Genomic DNA, 15,213 nt, shown 5'->3' on the forward strand with positions numbered 1-15,213 from the left:
TGTCCCCTGTTCCATTATAATTTCGGCATGCTCGGTCGCCGGGCCGGGCATCGAAGGTCAGCGGGCGGGGGCCGTGGGGGCGTAGCGCCGTCCCCACAAATGAACTCTTCATGAATGACGCCGTCATGAACCATTCATGACGGGCGCCCACCTCGTCCCGGAGACCCCAAGGCACGAGAGGTGAGGCGTGGCTGACGGAACGGTTCAGGCGGCAGGGCAGGTGGCGGTCACGCCGGGCGGGTACAAGGCGCCGGCGTGGCTCGGCGCGCTGTTCGCGCTGCCGCCGGCGCTGGCGGCGCTGGCGTTTTCGCTGCTGCTGCCCGGCGTCGCCGCCGGCGAGGCCTTCGAGTGGAGCCTCGCCTGGGCGCCGCAGCTCGGCATTTCCTTCGCCTTCCGCATCGACGGGCTGGCGCTGCTGTTCGCCCTGCTGGTCACCGGCATCGGCGCCGCCGTCATGCTCTATTCCGGCGTCTACCTGGCCGACCATCCGCGCATCGGGCGGTTCTTCCTCTATCTGACGCTCTTCATGGTGTCCATGCTCGGCCTGGTGACGGCCGACGACGCCATCGCGCTGTTCGTGTTCTGGGAACTGACGACGGTCACGTCGTTCCTGCTCATCGGCTTCACCCACGACGACCCGAAGAGCCGCCGCAACGCCCTGCAGGCCCTGCTGCTCACCGGCGCCGGCGGCCTCGCGCTGCTGGCCGGCCTGCTGCTGCTGGGGCAGGAGACGGGCACCCTGCGGCTGTCGCAGATGGACCCGGCGGTGGTGCAGGCCTCGGCGCTGCTGCCGGGGATCACGGTGCTGGTGCTGATCGGCTGCTTCACCAAGTCGGCGCAGTTCCCCTTCCACTTCTGGCTGCCCAACGCCATGAGCGCGCCGACGCCGGTGTCGGCCTACCTGCATTCGGCGACCATGGTGAAGGCCGGCATCTACCTGCTCGCCCGCTTGTCGCCGAGCCTCGGCGGCAGCGAGATCTGGGTGTGGAGCCTGACGCTGGCCGGTGCCGTCACCGCCGTCGTCGGCGCCCTGTGGGCGGTGCGGCAGACCGACCTGAAGCAGATGCTGGCGTGGACCACCGTCATGGCGCTGGGCACGCTGACGCTGCTGCTGGCGGGGTCGGAGCCCATCAGCATCGCCGCCGCCATGACCTTCCTGGTGGTGCACGCCCTCTACAAGGCGACGTTGTTCATGGTGGTCGGCATCCTCGACCACGAGGCCGGCACGCGCGACAAGCGGCTGCTCGGCGGCCTCCTGCGCGCCATGCCGCTGACGGCGGCGGCGGCGGCGCTGGCGGCCATGTCCATGGGCGGCTTTCCGCCGTTCCTCGGCTTCATCGGCAAGGAACTGAAGTACGAGGGCGCGCTCGCCCTCACCGCCATGCCGGGCGTCGCCGCCGCCGGGCTGGTGCTCGCCAGCGCCTGCATGGTGGCGGTGGCGGGCATGGTGGCCATCGGCCCCTTCCTCGGGCGCGAGCGTCGCGCCGTCGCCGCCCATCCGCACGACCCGCCGGCCGGCATGCTGGTCGGGCCGCTGCTGCTGGCCGGGCTCGGCCTCGCCTTCGGGCTGGCGCCGGGGCTGATCTCGGGCACCCTGGTGCAGCCGGCGGTGACGGCCGTGCTCGGCGGCCCGGCGGAGGTGAAGCTGAAGCTGTGGCACGGCATCAACGTGCCGCTCATGCTCGGCCTCGCCACCTTCACCCTCGGCATCGCGCTCTACGTGCTGCGCCGCCCCGTCATCGCCGCCCTGGACGCCGTGACCGCGCGGCTGCCGACCACGGGCGACGCCGCCTACGACGGCGCCCTGGCCGGCTTCAAGCGCCTCGCCGCCTGGCAGACGGACCTGCTGCAGAGCGGCCGGCCGCGCGTCTACATGGCGACCACCGTCGGCACCGTCGCCGCCCTCGCCCTGGCGACGCTGGTTGCGGGCGGCGGCGTGGTGATGCCGGCCGGCTCCCCCGCGCCCGACGTGCTCGGCCTCGCGGCGGTGGCGGTGGCGGCGGCGGGGACGCTGCTGGTGGTCATGACGCGCTCGCGCCTCGCCGCCATCGGCGGGCTCGGCATGGTGGGCACGGCGGTCGCGCTGCTGTTCCTCATGCACGGCGCGGTGGACGTGGCGACCACCCAGTTCCTGGTGGAGACGCTGGTGGTGCTGCTGCTGGCGGTCGCCCTGCTGCGCCTGCCGGAGCTGACCAGCCTGCCGGCCCGGCCGCTGCCGACCCGCCTGCGCGACGGCCTCATCGCCGGCGCCGCCGGCCTGACGGTGACGCTGGTGCTGCTGGCGGTGCTGGCCGAGCCCTTCGACCGTCGCGTCACCGCCTTCTTCGAGGCGGCGAGCTGGCCCGAGGCCTATGGCCGCAACATCGTCAACGTCATCCTGGTCGACTTCCGGGCGCTGGATACCTTCGGCGAGATCGCCGTGGTGGCGGTGGCGGGGCTCGGCGCCTACGCCCTGCTGCGCAACGACCGCATCCTGCCCAAGCTGCCGGCCGACAGCTTGATCCTGCGCACGGCGACGCGCGGCCTCGCGGCCCTGTTGCTGGTGTTCGCCCTGTTCATGCTGCTGCGCGGCCACAACGCGCCGGGCGGCGGCTTCATCGCCGGCCTGATCGCCGCCACCGGCTTTGCGCTGCTGACCATCGGCCACGGCGTCGGCCTCGCCCGCCGGGCCATGGGCGCGGCGCCGCGGCTGATCGCGCTCGGCGGCCTCGGTCTCGCGCTCGCCGCCGGCATGGCCGGCATGGTGGCGGGCGGGCTGCCGTTCGAAGGCCTGTGGCTGTTCGTCGGCGCCGACCCGGCGACCGGCGACAAGGGCCTGCCGCTGTCGACCGTGCTGGTGTTCGACATCGGCGTGTTCCTGGTGGTGGTCGGCGCCGTGCTCGCCATCGTGTTCGCCCTGGAAGAGGAGGCCTGAGGCCGTGGACGTCCTGTTCGCCCTGCTCGCCGGACTGCTGACGGCCGCCGCCGTGTGGCTGCTGCTCGACCGCTCGCTTGTGCGCGTGCTGTTCGGGCTGGCGCTGCTCGGCAATGCCGCCAACCTGGCGATCTTCGCCGCCGGGCGCCTGACCGCCGGCAAGCCGCCGCTGGTGCCCGAGGGCATGACGGCGCCGGTGGGCGAGGTCGCCAACGCCCTGCCGCAGGCGCTGATCCTGACCGCCATCGTCATCAGCTTCGGCCTGTTCGCTTTCGCGCTGGCGCTGGTTCATCGCGCCCATAAGGACCTGGGGACCGCCGACGTCGACGCCCTGGCCGAGGCGGAGGGCAAGCGATGAGCGCCGCCGTTCTCCTCACCCTGCCGCTGGCGCTGCCGTTCCTCGGCGCCGTCGTCGCCTTCTTCGCCGGCCGCTTCGCCGGACCGGGGGCGGGGCGCTGGGCCTCGGTGCTCACCTGCGCCGCCATGGTGGTCGCGTCCGGCCTGCTCATGGCGGCGGTGTGGCGCGACGGCGTGCTGGCGGTGCAGATGGGCGGCTGGATCGCGCCCTTCGGCATCACGCTGGTGGCCGACGTGCTGGCGGCCGTGATGGTGGTCATCACCGCCGTCTCGGGCCTCGCCGTCGCCGTCTACGCCTGCGCCGACATCGACCGCGCCCGCGAGCGGCTCGGCTGGCATGCCCTCTATCTGGTGCTGCTGGCCGGCGTGACCGGCGCCTTCCTGACCGGCGACCTGTTCAACCTGTATGTCTGGTTCGAGGTGATGCTCATCGCCTCGTTCTGTCTGCTGGTCATCGGCGGCGACCGCGAGCAGCTGGACGGCGGCCTGCGCTACGTCTTCCTCAACCTCGTGGCGACGGTGATGTTCCTGGTGGCGGTCGGCCTGCTCTACGGCCTGACCGGCACACTGAACATGGCCGACCTGCACGGCGCCCTGAAGACGGTGGAGGCGCCGGCGCTGGTCACTACCATCGCCATCCTGTTCGTCGGCGCCTTCGGCATCAAGGCGGCGGTCTTCCCGCTGTTCTTCTGGCTGCCGGCCAGCTACCACACGCCGCCGGTTGCGGTGTCGGCCATCTTCGCGGCGCTGCTGACCAAGGTCGGCGTCTATGCCCTGATCCGCCTGTTCACCCTGGTGTTCACCCAGGACGTCGACTACACCCACGGCCTGCTGCTGGTGATCGCCGGCCTGACCATGGTGACCGGCGTGCTGGGCGCGGCGGCGCAGACGCAGATGCGCAAGATCCTGTCGTTCCACATCATCAGCCAGATCGGCTACATGGTGATGGGCCTGGCGCTGTTCACGCCGCTGGCGCTGCTCGGCGCCGTGTTCTACCTGGTCCACCACATCATCGTGAAGGCCAACCTGTTCCTGGTGAGCGGCGTGGCGAAGCGCCTGACCGGCTCGTTCGAGCTGGAGCGCATCGGCGGGCTCTATCGCGCCAAGCCGTGGCTGGCGGTGCTGTTCCTGGTGCCGGCGCTGTCGCTGGCCGGCATTCCGCCGCTGTCGGGGTTCTGGGCCAAGCTCGTGCTGGTGCAGGCGAGCCTGGAGGTGGAAAGCTGGGCCATCGCCGCCACGGCGCTGGTGGTCGGGCTCCTGACCATCTTCTCCATGAGCAAGATCTGGCTGGAAGCCTTCTGGAAGCCGCACCCCGACGGTGACGCCGCCGTCGTCAGCCTGACGCGGTCGGAGACCGTGCTGCTGGTGGCGCCGGTGGTGGTGCTGGCGGCCATCACGGTGGTCATCGGCCTGGTGCCGCAGCCGTTCCTCGACCTCGCCGCCCGCTCCGCCGCCGAGCTGCTGTCGCCCGAGGCCTACGTCCGCACCGTGCTGGGAGGCGTGCCGTGATCCTGTTCATGCTCAACCTCTGCCTCGCCGTCGGCTGGGGCTTCCTGTGGAGCGACTTCAGCCTGGTGAACCTCGCCGCCGGCTTCGTCGCCGGCTACCTCGCCCTGCTGGCGAGCCGGCCGCTCTATGGCGGCGGGCGGTACTTCGGAGCGGTGTGGCGGGCGCTGGCGCTGGCCGGCTACTTCCTGTTCGACCTCGCGCGCTCCAGCATCAAGGTGGCGTGGGACGTGCTGACGCCGCGCCACCTGAGCCGGCCGGGCATCGTCGGCGTGCCGCTCGACGCCCGCAGCGACGGCGAGATTCTCATGACCGCCAACCTCATCTCCCTGACGCCGGGCACCCTCAGCCTCGACGTCTCCGCCGACCGGCGGACGCTGTGGGTGCACGCCATGTTCATCGACGACCCCGACATGCTCCGCCGCGACCTCAAGGACGGCATGGAGCGCCGGGTGCTGGAGGCCATGCGATGATCACCACCCTCGCCACCGCCGCCGGGCTCAGCCCCGTGGTCACCGTCGCCGCGACGCTGTGCGCGCTGATGCTGGCGGCGGCCTTCCTGCTCACCCTGTGGCGCATCGCCCGCGGGCCGAGCCTGCCCGACCGCGTCGTCGGCCTCGACCTCGTGGCGCTGCTGGCGGTCTGCGTCATTGGCCTCTTGACCCTGGTCCACCGCGAGGCGTCGTTCCTCGATGCCGCGCTGGCGCTGGCGCTGGTCGCCTTCCTCGGCACCATCGCCTTCGCCCGCTACGCCGAGCAGCGGGGGCGGCCATGATCGCCGACCTGATCGTCGCCGCCCTGCTGCTGGCCGGCGGCTTCTTCGCCCTGGTGGCGGCGCTCGGCGTCGTGCGCCTGCCCGACGTGTTCATCCGCATGCACGCCTCCACCAAGGCCGGCACGCTGGGCGGCGGCCTCATCCTGGCCGCCGTCGCCGTCAGCCAGTGGGAGGCGGGGGTGACGACGCGCGTCGTGCTCATCATCGCCTTCCTGCTGGTCACCGCCCCCATCGCCGCCCACCTCATCGGCCGCGCCGCCTATCGCATCGGGGTGCCCTTGTGGCACAACACCGTGGTGGACGAATGGCAGCACGACCGCCCCGCCGCGCCCGAGGAGCCGCCCGCACGCGCTCCCGCGGCGCCCCCCTATGGCCCGCACACCTGAGGACCGCCATGCGCATATTGGTTGTCGAGGACGAAGCCTTCCTGCGGGCGCAACTGGAACAGACGCTGCGCGGCGCCGGCTTCGTGGTGGAAGGCTGCGACGACGGCTGGCTGGCCGAGAAGCTCGGCCTGACCGAGACGTGGGACGCCGTGGTGCTCGACCTCGGGCTGCCCGGCCACGACGGCATCAGCGTGCTGAAGCGCTGGCGCGAGGAGGGCATCGCCGTGCCGGTGCTGATCCTGACGGCGCGCAGCCGCTTCAGCGAGAAGATGGCCGGCTTCGCCGCCGGCGCCGACGACTACCTCACCAAGCCCTTCGAGGCCGAGGAAGTGGTGGTGCGCCTGCGCGCCCTCATCCGTCGCGCCGCCGGCCATGCCAGCTCGACCCTCAGCTGCGGCCCGGTGGTGCTGGATACCGCCGGCGGGCGGGTGACCGCCAACGGCCAGCCGCTGCACCTGACGGCGCAGGAATTCCGCATCCTCAGCTACATGATGCATCACCAGGGGCGGGTCATCAGCCGCTCGACGCTCATGGCCCACGTCTACGACCACGCCGTCAACCGCGAGAGCAACGTGGTCGACGTGCTGCTGAGCCGCATCCGCCGCAAGCTGCCGGTGAACATCATCCAGACCGTGCGCGGCCAGGGCTATCGCCTGGCCCTGCCCAACGCCTGACGCCGGAGGCTCCGCCCCGCCATGCCGCCGCCGCGCCTGTCGCTGACCCACCGCCTGATCGCCGCCGCCGTGCTGGTGGTGGTGATCGGCTGCGCGCTGGGGGCGGTGGCGCTCGACCACGCCTTCCGCGAGGCGCAGGCGCACCGCCTGACCGGCAAGCTGGACCTGGCGGCGCGGGTGGTGGCGGCGGCGGTGGTGGTCGGCCCCGACGGCGAGCCGCGGCTCGAGGGACCGGGCCTGCGCGAGACCGACAACGGCACCTGGTACTGGCAGGTCGCCTTTGCCGACGGCACCACCCTGCGCTCGGCCACCCTGCGCGGGGCGGTGTTGCCGCAGGAGGATCTGTCCTACCTGGCGCCGGGCGCGGTCGCCGTCGCCGGCTACGACGACGGGCCGGGCGGCGAGGAGGTGGTGACGGCGGAAACCCGCGTCGTACTGCCCGACGGCACCACGGCGCAGGTCAAGGTCGCCCTGGCCGACCGCGAGATGCGGGCGGCGCTGGCGCGGTTCCGCTCCATCCTCGTCACCATCATGGTGCTGCTGACGGTGGGGCTCGCCGCCGCCATCGCCGCCCAGGTGCGCTGGGGTCTCGCGCCGGTGCGCCGGGTGCTCGCCGACCTGCGCAAGGTGGGGGAAGGCGAGGGCACCCGCCTGAACGAGGACGTGCCGCGCGAGCTGCTGCCGCTGGTCGGCGCCTTCAACGATGTGCTCGACGCCAACCGCCGCACGGTGGAGCGCTCGCGCGGGCTCGCCGGCAACCTCGCCCATGCCCTGAAGACCGAGATCGCCGTCCTGCGCAGCGAGGTGTCCCGCCAGGAACCGCAAGGCCGCAAGGTGGTGGAGCGCCGCCTCGCCACCATGACCGACCTGGTGGAGCGCCACCTGGGCCGCGGCGGGCTGGCCGGCGTCACCGGCAGCGGCGCGTCGCGCACCGACACCCTGGCGGCGCTGGGCGAAATCTGCACCATGCTCGACAAGGTCTACGGCCCGCAGGGGCGCGACATCGCCCTGGAGGCGGGCGGCGGCGTGCCCGACTTCCGCGGCGACCGCGACGACTTCGTGGAGATGGTGGGCAATCTGGTGGAGAACGCCTGCAAGCACGCCCGCAGCGCGGTGCGGGTGAGCGCGGCGGGGCAGGGCGACCGCCTGCTGGTGCGGGTGGAAGACGACGGCCCCGGCCTGCCCGCCGAGCGCCGGGCGGAGGCGCTGAAGCGCGGCACGCGGCTCGACGAGCAGGTGCCGGGCAGCGGCCTCGGCCTCGCCATCGTCGCCGATCTGGTGGACGACTACGGCGGCACCGTCACCCTCGGCGATTCCGACCTGGGCGGCCTGGCGGCGGAACTGCTGCTGCCGGCCATGCCGCCGCTGCCGCGGGTGCATGCGCCGCCGGGCGAGGTGGCCTGACCGGCAGGGGTCAGGCCGGCGCCGCTGCTGCCGCCGCCGTCGCCGTCTCGTCGGTCACCACCTGCCAGCGGCCGCGGCCGGCGCGCTTGGCGTCGTACATGGCCTGATCGGCGAGGGCCAGCAGGTGGTCGAGCCCCGCCTTGTCGTCCGGCCGGCAGACCGTGAGCCCGACCGAGCAGCCGATTTCCACCCGTGCGCCGGACTCCAGGGTGAACGGCAGTTCCATGCAGCGCACGATGCGCTCGGCGATCTCCGCCGCCTGGGTGTCGGTCTGGATGGAGCAGAGCACCACGAACTCGTCGCCGCCGACGCGCGAGACCACGTCGCTGTCGCGCACCGCCTGGGTCATGCGGCTGGCCGCCTCGCGCAGGACGCCGTCGCCGGCGTCGTGGCCGTAGGTGTCGTTCACCGGCTTGAAGCGGTCGAGGTCGATGACCATGGCCGCCACCAGCTGGTGCTGCTCGCGCGCCGTCTCGATGATGCGGCGGGCGCGGGCGGCGAAGGACAGGCGGTTGGGCAGGCCGGTCAGCATGTCGTGGTGGGCGAGGTGGCTGATGCGGGCGTGCATCTTGCCGATGGAGCGCGCCACGGCACCGATCTCGTCGCGCCGCCGCATGGGCAGGCCGGCGGCCTCGGCCTCCTTGCCCTCGGCGAGGCCGACGACGGCGCGCCGCAGGTCGAGCAGCGGGCGGACGATGAGCACCTGCAGGGTCACGGCGATGAGGCCGACGATGGCGACGCTGGCGGTGACGGCGACGCCCCAGGCGGTGGCCAGTGTCTCGCGCGCCGCGGTCATGACGTCGCGCGGCAGGCGGGCCGACAGGGCGAGCAGGGGGCGGCCCTGGATGTCGCGCAGCGCCACCTCGGCGTCCAGGAAGGCGTGGTCGCGGGCCGTCACCGTGGTGTCGTCGCGCGGGGCGCTGCGCACGTTGCCGGGGCCGGTCTCGGGCGGTAGGACCTGCGTGCCGAGGTCGAGGCGCAGCCGCCCCGCCAGACGGGCGATGCGGGCGGCGTCGACCCGCCGGGCCATCAGGATGGCGCCGTTGGGCGTCTCCTCCTCCTGGGTGTCGGTGACCGGGCGGGCGGCCACCTGCAGCACCTCGTCGCCCCAGCGCCACAGGCCCATGACGCGGCTGCCGGTGCCGGGCAGGGCGACCAGCGCCGGGTCGGGGATCTGGCTGCCGGGCATGAAGCCCTGCGCCGCGGCGAGGCCCTCGCGGCTGTCGTCGAGCAGACCGCTCCAGATGACGCGGCCGTCCTCGTCGACGAAGACCAGCAGGTCGATGCCGAGCACGTCCAGCGCGCTCGGCTGCAGGTTGGCGGCGACGTAGTCGTCGCTCCAGTCCTGCAGGAAGGCGAAGCTGTCGTCCCAGGCCGCCCAGTCGTAGGCGAGCCGGTCGAGCGCCTCCAGCTCGGCCCGCACCGCCTCGCGGATGCGGTCGCCGGCGACGCGCGCCTCGTGGCGCTCGATCTCGGCGAAAGTGGGCTCGACCACGCGCTCCAGCACCGACCCGAGGCTGGCGACCAGTGCCAGCAGGCCGGCGAGGACGATGAGGGCGGCACGCGCCTGTATACTGACGACGAGACGTTTCAAGATGGTTCCCGGCCCCGGTTGTTCCGAGTCGCCTGCCGTGCGGCGGCGGCGTCCGGCATTTTTGTTTCAAGGGCTAAGACTACGTCGAAAGCATGGGAAAAGTTCACCGCAATATCGGATACGACGGAGTATGCCTTGGTCTATCCAGGCTTTGGCCGTACGGCGGAAGCCGGAAGACATCGCCCGGCCACAACTGCGGCTGGCGCGGGCTCGGCCTGCTGCCCACCTTGACGAACGTTAGTGTGTCTCTGGCCGAAAGCCCGAGCCAAATAGGTAGAAGGTCATACAAGGGGGCCTTTTTTCTATCCGGTCGAATAGCCGGGTGCTAAGGTGGCCCCGCCGCGATACCCGTATCGGGCCGATCATTTCCCTACTGTCGCTCCCGCCGTTCCGGATGCGCCCCGGGCGGCCGTCGTGGATGGATGTCTGTGACCGCGCCGCCTGCCGCCGCCGATCGTTCGCATCGTTCCTGGTCCGGGGTCCTGCGTCGGCACCTGCCGGTGCTGACGCTGCTCGCCTGCCTGCTGGCCGGCGGCCTGCTGACCGAAGGTGTCGTGCGTCTGGCCGCCGAGCGGGTGGCCGAACAGCGGGCGGCGGCGGCGAGCCTGTTCCTCAGCGGCGTGCGCGCCCGCCTGGAAGGCGCCGTCGGCCTCATCGAGACCATGGGCGAGCAGGTCGCCAACGCCATCCGGCAGCGCCCCTTCATCGACGAAGACGCCTTCGCCACCGTGGCCGCCAACGCCCGTCAGGCGGTGCCGCTCATCCGCCATCTGGCGCTCGCGCCCGACAACGTGGTGACCATGGTGCACCCGCTGGCCGGCAACGAGTCCGCCCTCGGCCTGCGCTACGCCGAGGTGCCGGAGCAGTGGGTGACGGTGGAAGAAGCGCGCGACATGGCGCGCAACGTCTTCTCCGGCCCCGTTCGGCTGGTGCAGGGCGGCGAGGCCTTCATCCTGCGCATCCCCATTTTCGTGCGCCGGCTGCCCTATCATCCGGACTTCCCCATGCGCTATTGGGGCGCCCTGTCGGTGGTGGTGGAGCAGCAGGCGCTGGTCACCGTCGCCGGGCTCGAAGATCACGGCATGCCGCTGACGGTGGGCTGGCGCAACGAGGGGCGGTCCAGCCCCGCGGAGCTCATCGCCGGCGCGGGCGAGGCCTTCGGGAGGGACGCCATCACCCTGCCGGTGCGGGTGCCGGGCGGTGCCTGGACCCTGGCGGCGCGGCCCGTGGCCGCCGCCGCGCCCGAGGTGATGCTGGTGCGCATCGCCGGCTGGATCATCACCGCCCTGGTCGGCGGGCTGTTCTTCGTCGCCCTGCGGGCCCACCGCCAGGCCGCCCAACTGGCCCTGCGCGACCACCTGACCGGACTGCCCAACCGCCGCCTGCTGCTGGAGCGGCTGGAGCAGCTGGTGGCGCTCAGCGACCGCACGGGCATGCGCTTCGCCGTGTTCTACTTCGACCTGGACGGCTTCAAGCCGGTCAACGACCGCTACGGCCACCGCGTCGGCGACCACCTGCTCGTCGAGGTCGGTCAGCGCATCCTCGGCGCCATCCGCCGGTCGGACACGCTGGCGCGCGTCGGCGGCGACGAGTTCGTGCTGGTCTCGGCGGAAACCGCCACGCCGGCCGAGGCGGATCTGGTGGCCGGCCGCATCCGCGCCGCCGTCGCCGCCCCCTGGCCGATCGAAGGGGAGGAGGTGCGCCTCGGCACCAGCGTCGGCTGCGTCATCTACCCGACCGACGCCGACACCATCCACGGCCTGCTGGAAGAGGCCGACGCCCGCATGTACGCCGACAAGACGGAAAAGCGCGGCCGCGGTCGGGCGCCGGAGGCTCCGGCCGCCCCGCCGCGGGGCCGCGCCGCCAACGGCTGACGGCCCCGTCGCCCCCTGGCGCCGCTACAGCCAGCCGCGGCGGCGGAAGTACCACACCGGCAGCACTGCGGAAATCACCATCACCGCCAAGGCGAGCGGATAGCCGAAGGGCCACGACAGCTCGGGCATGTGCTCGAAGTTCATGCCGTAGATGCTGGCGACCAGCGTCGGCGGCATGAAGGCGACGGCGACGATGGAGAAGGTCTTCACGATGTTGTTCTGCTCGATGCTGATGGCGCCGAGGGTGGCGTCGAGCAGGAAGCTGACGCGCGACGCCTGGAAGTTGGCATGCTCGGCCAGCGACTGGATGTCGCGCTGCACGGTCTTCAGCGTGCGCTTGTGGTCGGAGGACATGTCGGGGCGCGTGGCGGTGACGTAGGCGACCACCCGGCTCAGGCCCGCCAGGCTGTCGCGCACCTTGCCGGCCAGGTCGCCCGCCTTGCCGATGCCGCGCAGCACCTCCTGCAGGTCGCGGTCGGCCGGCGGGCGGCGGCGCTCGCGCGGCGGCGCCTTGCTCTCCTGCGGCCAGGCGCGGTCGAAGATGTCCGTCGACAGCCGTTCGAGGCGCCCGGCGATGGCCTCCAGCACGTCGGCGGTGCGGTCGACCAGGGTGTCGAGCAGGCCGACCAGTGCCGCCTCGTTGGTGGCGGCGAGGGCAGGGGTGCGGTGCAGCCGGTCGGCGAAGATGCCGATGGACTTGGGCTCGACGTAGCGCAGCGTCACCAGCGCCTGGGGGCTGAGCACCAGCGTCAGGGCGCTGGCCTCGGGGGCTTCGGTCTCGGCGTTGGCGACCACCGGCGTCGTCATGTAGAGGCAGCCGTCTTCCTCGTAGAGCCGGCTCGACGCCTCGATCTCGAGCATGTCCTCGCGGGTCGGCAGATCGATGGACAGGAGGGTGGACAGCGCCGCCCGCTCGTCCTGCGTCGGGTTCAGGGCGTCGATCCAGGTGGTGCCCTCGGGCAGCGGATCCCCGGGGCCGATGGTGCGGCGATGGATGGCGCCGGAGCGGTAGCAGTAGGCGACGATCAACGATGGTCCTCCCGTCGTGCGGTCAGCCGAGGATGACGGGCAGGGCGGCGGCGTACAAGCCCAGGATCGCCATGCTCTCGAAGCCGATGCCCATGGGGCCGTGGCGCTCCCGCCGCAGCATGCCGAGCAGCAGGGCGCCGGTCATGATGATGGCGAGCGCCGTGACGAACAGGCTGCGGTCGCTCATGGCGTGGTAGAGCGAGCCGTCGCGGTAGGCGATGTCGGCCATGGCCAGGAACAGCACGTCGAAGGCGTTGCCGCCGATGATGCCGGCGACGGCCAGCGTCAGCGCCCCCTTGCGGATGGCGGTGACGGTGGTCACCAGTTCGGGCAGGCTGGTGGCGACGCCGGTCATGAGGGCGCCGACGGCGGTCTCGCCGAGGCCGGTGCGGCGGCTGATGGACACGCCCGCCTCGGCCAGCAGGAAGCCGGCGCTGCCGCACACCACCGCCAGCACGGCGAAGATCACCCAGACGGTGGCGAGGCCGCGGCCGGAATCGTCGTCGGGCTGGTCTTCCTCGGCCACGGTGTCGTCGGTCTGCTGCGGCCGCCACATGGGATTGTGGTGGATGCCGCGGATCATGTTCATGGCATAGACCCACAGCGCCAGCATGAAGGGCGTGGCGGGGTGGATGGACCAGATGGTGAAGTCCGGTGCCGCGGCCGCGGCCAGCGGCAGGGCGAGCAGCATGAGCAGCAGCGTGCCCTGCGCCATGTTGGCGAGCGAGGCCGCGGCATGCTCCAGGTTGGTGCGGCGCAGGAAGAAGTCGCCGACGGCCAGGAACACCGTCTGCGCGGCGATGCCGCCGACGGCGTTGGACGACGCCAGTTCCGGCAGGCCCCAGGCGGCGGTGGTGACGGAGGTGACGATTCCCGGCAGGCTGGTGGAGGCGCCGAGCAGCACCGCGCCGGTGATCGCCTCGCCGAGGCCGGTGCGATCGGCCAGTTCGTCGGCGGTGGCGGCGAGGCGCGACCCCACCACCAGGATCACCCCGGCGCAGGCGGCGAACAGCAGCCACACCCAGACGAGCGCGAGCCCGGAGAGGTCGAGGATCATCGGTCCCCGCCTCCCCGGGCGGTGCGCTCAGGGGGTCGTCTGCCGGCCCGGGTCATCGTCGCCGGCCGCCGGTCAGGCGGCGCGGCGGTGAAGGGTGCCCTGGGCGATCTCGTCGGCCAGCGCGTCCACGAAGGCCGGGATGTCGTTCGGGTTGCGGCTGGTGACGATGCCGGCGTCCACCGCCGCCTCGGTGTCGACCACCTGGGCGCCGGCGTTCTTCAGGTCGGTGCGGATGGAGGGATAGGCCGTCATGCGGCGCCCCTCGACCACGCCGGCCTCGATCAGCACCCACGGCCCGTGGCAGATGGCGCCCATGGGCTTGCCGCTGTCGTGGAAGGCCTTGACGAAGCTGACCACGGCGGGCTCCACCCGCAGCAGGTCGGGGTTGATCTGGCCGCCGGGGATCATGATGGCGTCGTAGTCGTCGGGGCGGATGGCGTCGATGGTCTTGTCCACCGGCACGCTGTCGCCCCAGTCGGTCTTGTTCCAGCCGCGCAGCTCGCCCGGCTTCATGGACACGACGTCGACCAGGGCGCCGGCTTCGCGGAAGCGGCGCAGCGGTTCCATCAGCTCCGACTGCTCGAACCCGTTGGCGGAAATGATGGCGATCTTCTTGCCGTCGAGCGTCTGCACGTCGGTTTCTCCTCGCTGTGTGAATACGGATCTGCCCGACCAACGCGGCCCCGCCGCCGCCCGTTCGGCGCGGTTCTTCCGTGACATCGGCGAAAAGGGCGCTAAAACTGCCGGGAAAGCACCTATGGGAGGCTGCCTTGAACGGACTGCAGAGCGGCTACTGGCAGGACCTGACGACGGAAGACTTCGCGACGGTCGACCCCGAGCGGGTGATCGCCCTGTTGCCGGTCGCCGCCATCGAGCAGCACGGGCCGCACCTGCCGCTCTACACCGACGCCTGCCTGAACGAAGGCATCGTCGCCCGCATGCTGGAACTGCTGCCCGAGCGCCGCACGGTGCTGGTGCTGCCGACCCTGCCGGTCGGCCATTCCATCGAGCACGCGGGCTTCCCCGGCACGCTCACCCTGTCGGCGGAAACGCTCATCGCCCTGTGGACGGAGATCGGCGCCAGCGTCGCCCGCACCGGCATCCGCAAGCTGATCCTGTTCAACAGCCACGGCGGCCAGGGCCAGATCGTCGACATCGTGGCGAGCCGCCTGCGGCACGAGCACGGCATGCTGGTGATCCGCGCCAATTCCTACCGCTTCGGCGTGCCCGACGCCCTGTTCCCCGAGGACGAGCTGACCTTCGGCATCCACGGCGGCGCCGTCGAGACCAGCATGATGCTGCACTTACGCGCCGACCTGGTGCGCACCGAATTCGTCGCCCGCTTCCCCTCCGTCGCCGAAGACCTGGCGAGCGATTGCGAGGTGTTGCGCTCCGACAAGCCGGTGGGCTTCGCCTGGGCGGCGCAGGACCTCAACCCCGAGGGCGCCGTCGGCGACGCCGAGGACGCCGACGCCGAGCGCGGCGCCCTCATCGTCGACCACGTGGCGCGCCGGCTGGTGGACCTGGTGGCCGACGTCGAGGCTTTCCCCCTGCACCAACTGCGCGTGGGGCCGGCGGACGCCTGAGGGGGCGGCCCCTGACGCCTGAGGCGTCGCCCTCTTGTGCTCCGCCGGGGCCGCACC

At 72.1% G+C, this 15,213-nt stretch carries 14 protein-coding genes; 10 read left to right on the forward strand and 4 right to left on the reverse strand.

Features of this window, described 5'->3' with window-relative positions; genetic code table 11:
* Positions 1–187 precede the first annotated feature (187 nt).
* The 8 genes from mbhE to CRP50_RS00775 are packed head-to-tail and all read left to right on the forward strand — an operon-like array spanning position 188 to position 8,016.
* Positions 188–2,914, forward strand: a complete 2,727-nt coding sequence (mbhE, locus tag CRP50_RS00740; protein WP_245913322.1) for a hydrogen gas-evolving membrane-bound hydrogenase subunit E — start codon at positions 188–190, stop codon at positions 2,912–2,914.
* Between the two features lie 4 nt (positions 2,915–2,918).
* Positions 2,919–3,272 carry a Na+/H+ antiporter subunit C gene (locus CRP50_RS00745; protein ID WP_097277069.1) on the forward strand — a complete coding sequence of 118 codons (354 nt, stop codon included), beginning with the start codon at positions 2,919–2,921 and terminating at the stop codon, positions 3,270–3,272.
* Positions 3,269–4,780, forward strand: a complete 1,512-nt coding sequence (locus CRP50_RS00750) for a Na+/H+ antiporter subunit D (protein WP_097277070.1) — start codon at positions 3,269–3,271, stop codon at positions 4,778–4,780. Before CRP50_RS00745 ends, CRP50_RS00750 begins: the two co-directional genes overlap by 4 nt.
* A complete protein-coding gene (locus CRP50_RS00755) occupies positions 4,777–5,250 on the forward strand; it encodes a Na+/H+ antiporter subunit E (protein ID WP_097277071.1) in 474 nt (157 codons plus the stop codon). The genes CRP50_RS00750 and CRP50_RS00755 overlap by 4 nt, the downstream gene beginning before the upstream one ends.
* Positions 5,247–5,552: a monovalent cation/H+ antiporter complex subunit F gene (locus CRP50_RS00760; protein WP_176524966.1), complete on the forward strand. Its 306-nt coding sequence runs from the start codon at positions 5,247–5,249 to the stop codon at positions 5,550–5,552. Before CRP50_RS00755 ends, CRP50_RS00760 begins: the two co-directional genes overlap by 4 nt.
* The gene (gene mnhG / locus CRP50_RS00765) at positions 5,549–5,938 is read left to right on the forward strand and encodes a monovalent cation/H(+) antiporter subunit G (RefSeq protein WP_097277072.1); all 390 of its coding nucleotides are present in this window, start codon (positions 5,549–5,551) and stop codon (positions 5,936–5,938) included. The genes CRP50_RS00760 and mnhG overlap by 4 nt, the downstream gene beginning before the upstream one ends.
* An 8-nt stretch (positions 5,939–5,946) precedes the next feature.
* On the forward strand, positions 5,947–6,612 hold the full coding sequence (locus CRP50_RS00770) for a response regulator transcription factor (protein WP_097277073.1): 666 nt from the start codon (positions 5,947–5,949) through the stop codon (positions 6,610–6,612).
* A 21-nt stretch (positions 6,613–6,633) separates the two neighbouring features.
* Positions 6,634–8,016, forward strand: coding sequence for an ATP-binding protein (locus CRP50_RS00775; RefSeq protein ID WP_097277074.1), 1,383 nt, complete (start codon positions 6,634–6,636; stop codon positions 8,014–8,016).
* 10 nt (positions 8,017–8,026) lie between these two features.
* On the opposite strand, the gene CRP50_RS00780 is transcribed toward CRP50_RS00775, so the two are convergent.
* Positions 8,027–9,610 (reverse strand): diguanylate cyclase, encoded by a 1,584-nt coding sequence (locus CRP50_RS00780; RefSeq protein WP_097277075.1) that lies wholly within the window; start codon positions 9,608–9,610, stop codon positions 8,027–8,029.
* Between the two features lie 428 nt (positions 9,611–10,038).
* Between CRP50_RS00780 and CRP50_RS00785 the strand changes: the two genes are divergently transcribed.
* Positions 10,039–11,484, forward strand: a complete 1,446-nt coding sequence (locus tag CRP50_RS00785; protein ID WP_176524967.1) for a diguanylate cyclase domain-containing protein — start codon at positions 10,039–10,041, stop codon at positions 11,482–11,484.
* Between the two features lie 24 nt (positions 11,485–11,508).
* On the opposite strand, the gene CRP50_RS00790 is transcribed toward CRP50_RS00785, so the two are convergent.
* From CRP50_RS00790 to CRP50_RS00800, 3 genes are all read right to left on the reverse strand, one after another.
* Complete coding sequence (locus CRP50_RS00790) at positions 11,509–12,513, reverse strand: magnesium transporter CorA family protein (protein ID WP_097277077.1); 1,005 nt, start codon at positions 12,511–12,513, stop codon at positions 11,509–11,511.
* A 22-nt stretch (positions 12,514–12,535) separates the two neighbouring features.
* Positions 12,536–13,570 (reverse strand): sodium:calcium antiporter, encoded by a 1,035-nt coding sequence (locus CRP50_RS00795; protein ID WP_097277078.1) that lies wholly within the window; start codon positions 13,568–13,570, stop codon positions 12,536–12,538.
* Between the two features lie 72 nt (positions 13,571–13,642).
* Positions 13,643–14,203, reverse strand: a complete 561-nt coding sequence (locus CRP50_RS00800) for a type 1 glutamine amidotransferase domain-containing protein (protein WP_097277079.1) — start codon at positions 14,201–14,203, stop codon at positions 13,643–13,645.
* A 137-nt stretch (positions 14,204–14,340) separates the two neighbouring features.
* Here CRP50_RS00800 and CRP50_RS00805 point away from each other — a divergent pair, with 137 nt between their 5' ends.
* Positions 14,341–15,156, forward strand: coding sequence for a creatininase family protein (locus CRP50_RS00805; protein ID WP_097277080.1), 816 nt, complete (start codon positions 14,341–14,343; stop codon positions 15,154–15,156).
* Positions 15,157–15,213: the final 57 nt, after the last annotated feature.

Origin of the sequence: Caenispirillum bisanense, assembly GCF_900230255.1 — a bacterium.
Lineage (GTDB): Bacteria > Pseudomonadota > Alphaproteobacteria > Rhodospirillales > Rhodospirillaceae > Caenispirillum > Caenispirillum bisanense_A.

What these genes read in the sequence shown, in the direction of transcription:
- CRP50_RS00750 (WP_097277070.1), top strand. Translation starts at nt 3,269, where the DNA reads ATGAGCGCCGCCGTTCTCCTCACCCTGCCGCTGGCGCTGCCGTTCCTC.
- CRP50_RS00760 (WP_176524966.1), top strand. Translation starts at nt 5,247, where the DNA reads ATGATCACCACCCTCGCCACCGCCGCCGGGCTCAGCCCCGTGGTCACC.
- mnhG (WP_097277072.1), top strand. Translation starts at nt 5,549, where the DNA reads ATGATCGCCGACCTGATCGTCGCCGCCCTGCTGCTGGCCGGCGGCTTC.
- CRP50_RS00770 (WP_097277073.1), top strand. Translation starts at nt 5,947, where the DNA reads ATGCGCATATTGGTTGTCGAGGACGAAGCCTTCCTGCGGGCGCAACTG.
- CRP50_RS00775 (WP_097277074.1), top strand. Translation starts at nt 6,634, where the DNA reads ATGCCGCCGCCGCGCCTGTCGCTGACCCACCGCCTGATCGCCGCCGCC.
- CRP50_RS00795 (WP_097277078.1), bottom strand. Translation starts at nt 13,570, where the DNA reads ATGATCCTCGACCTCTCCGGGCTCGCGCTCGTCTGGGTGTGGCTGCTG.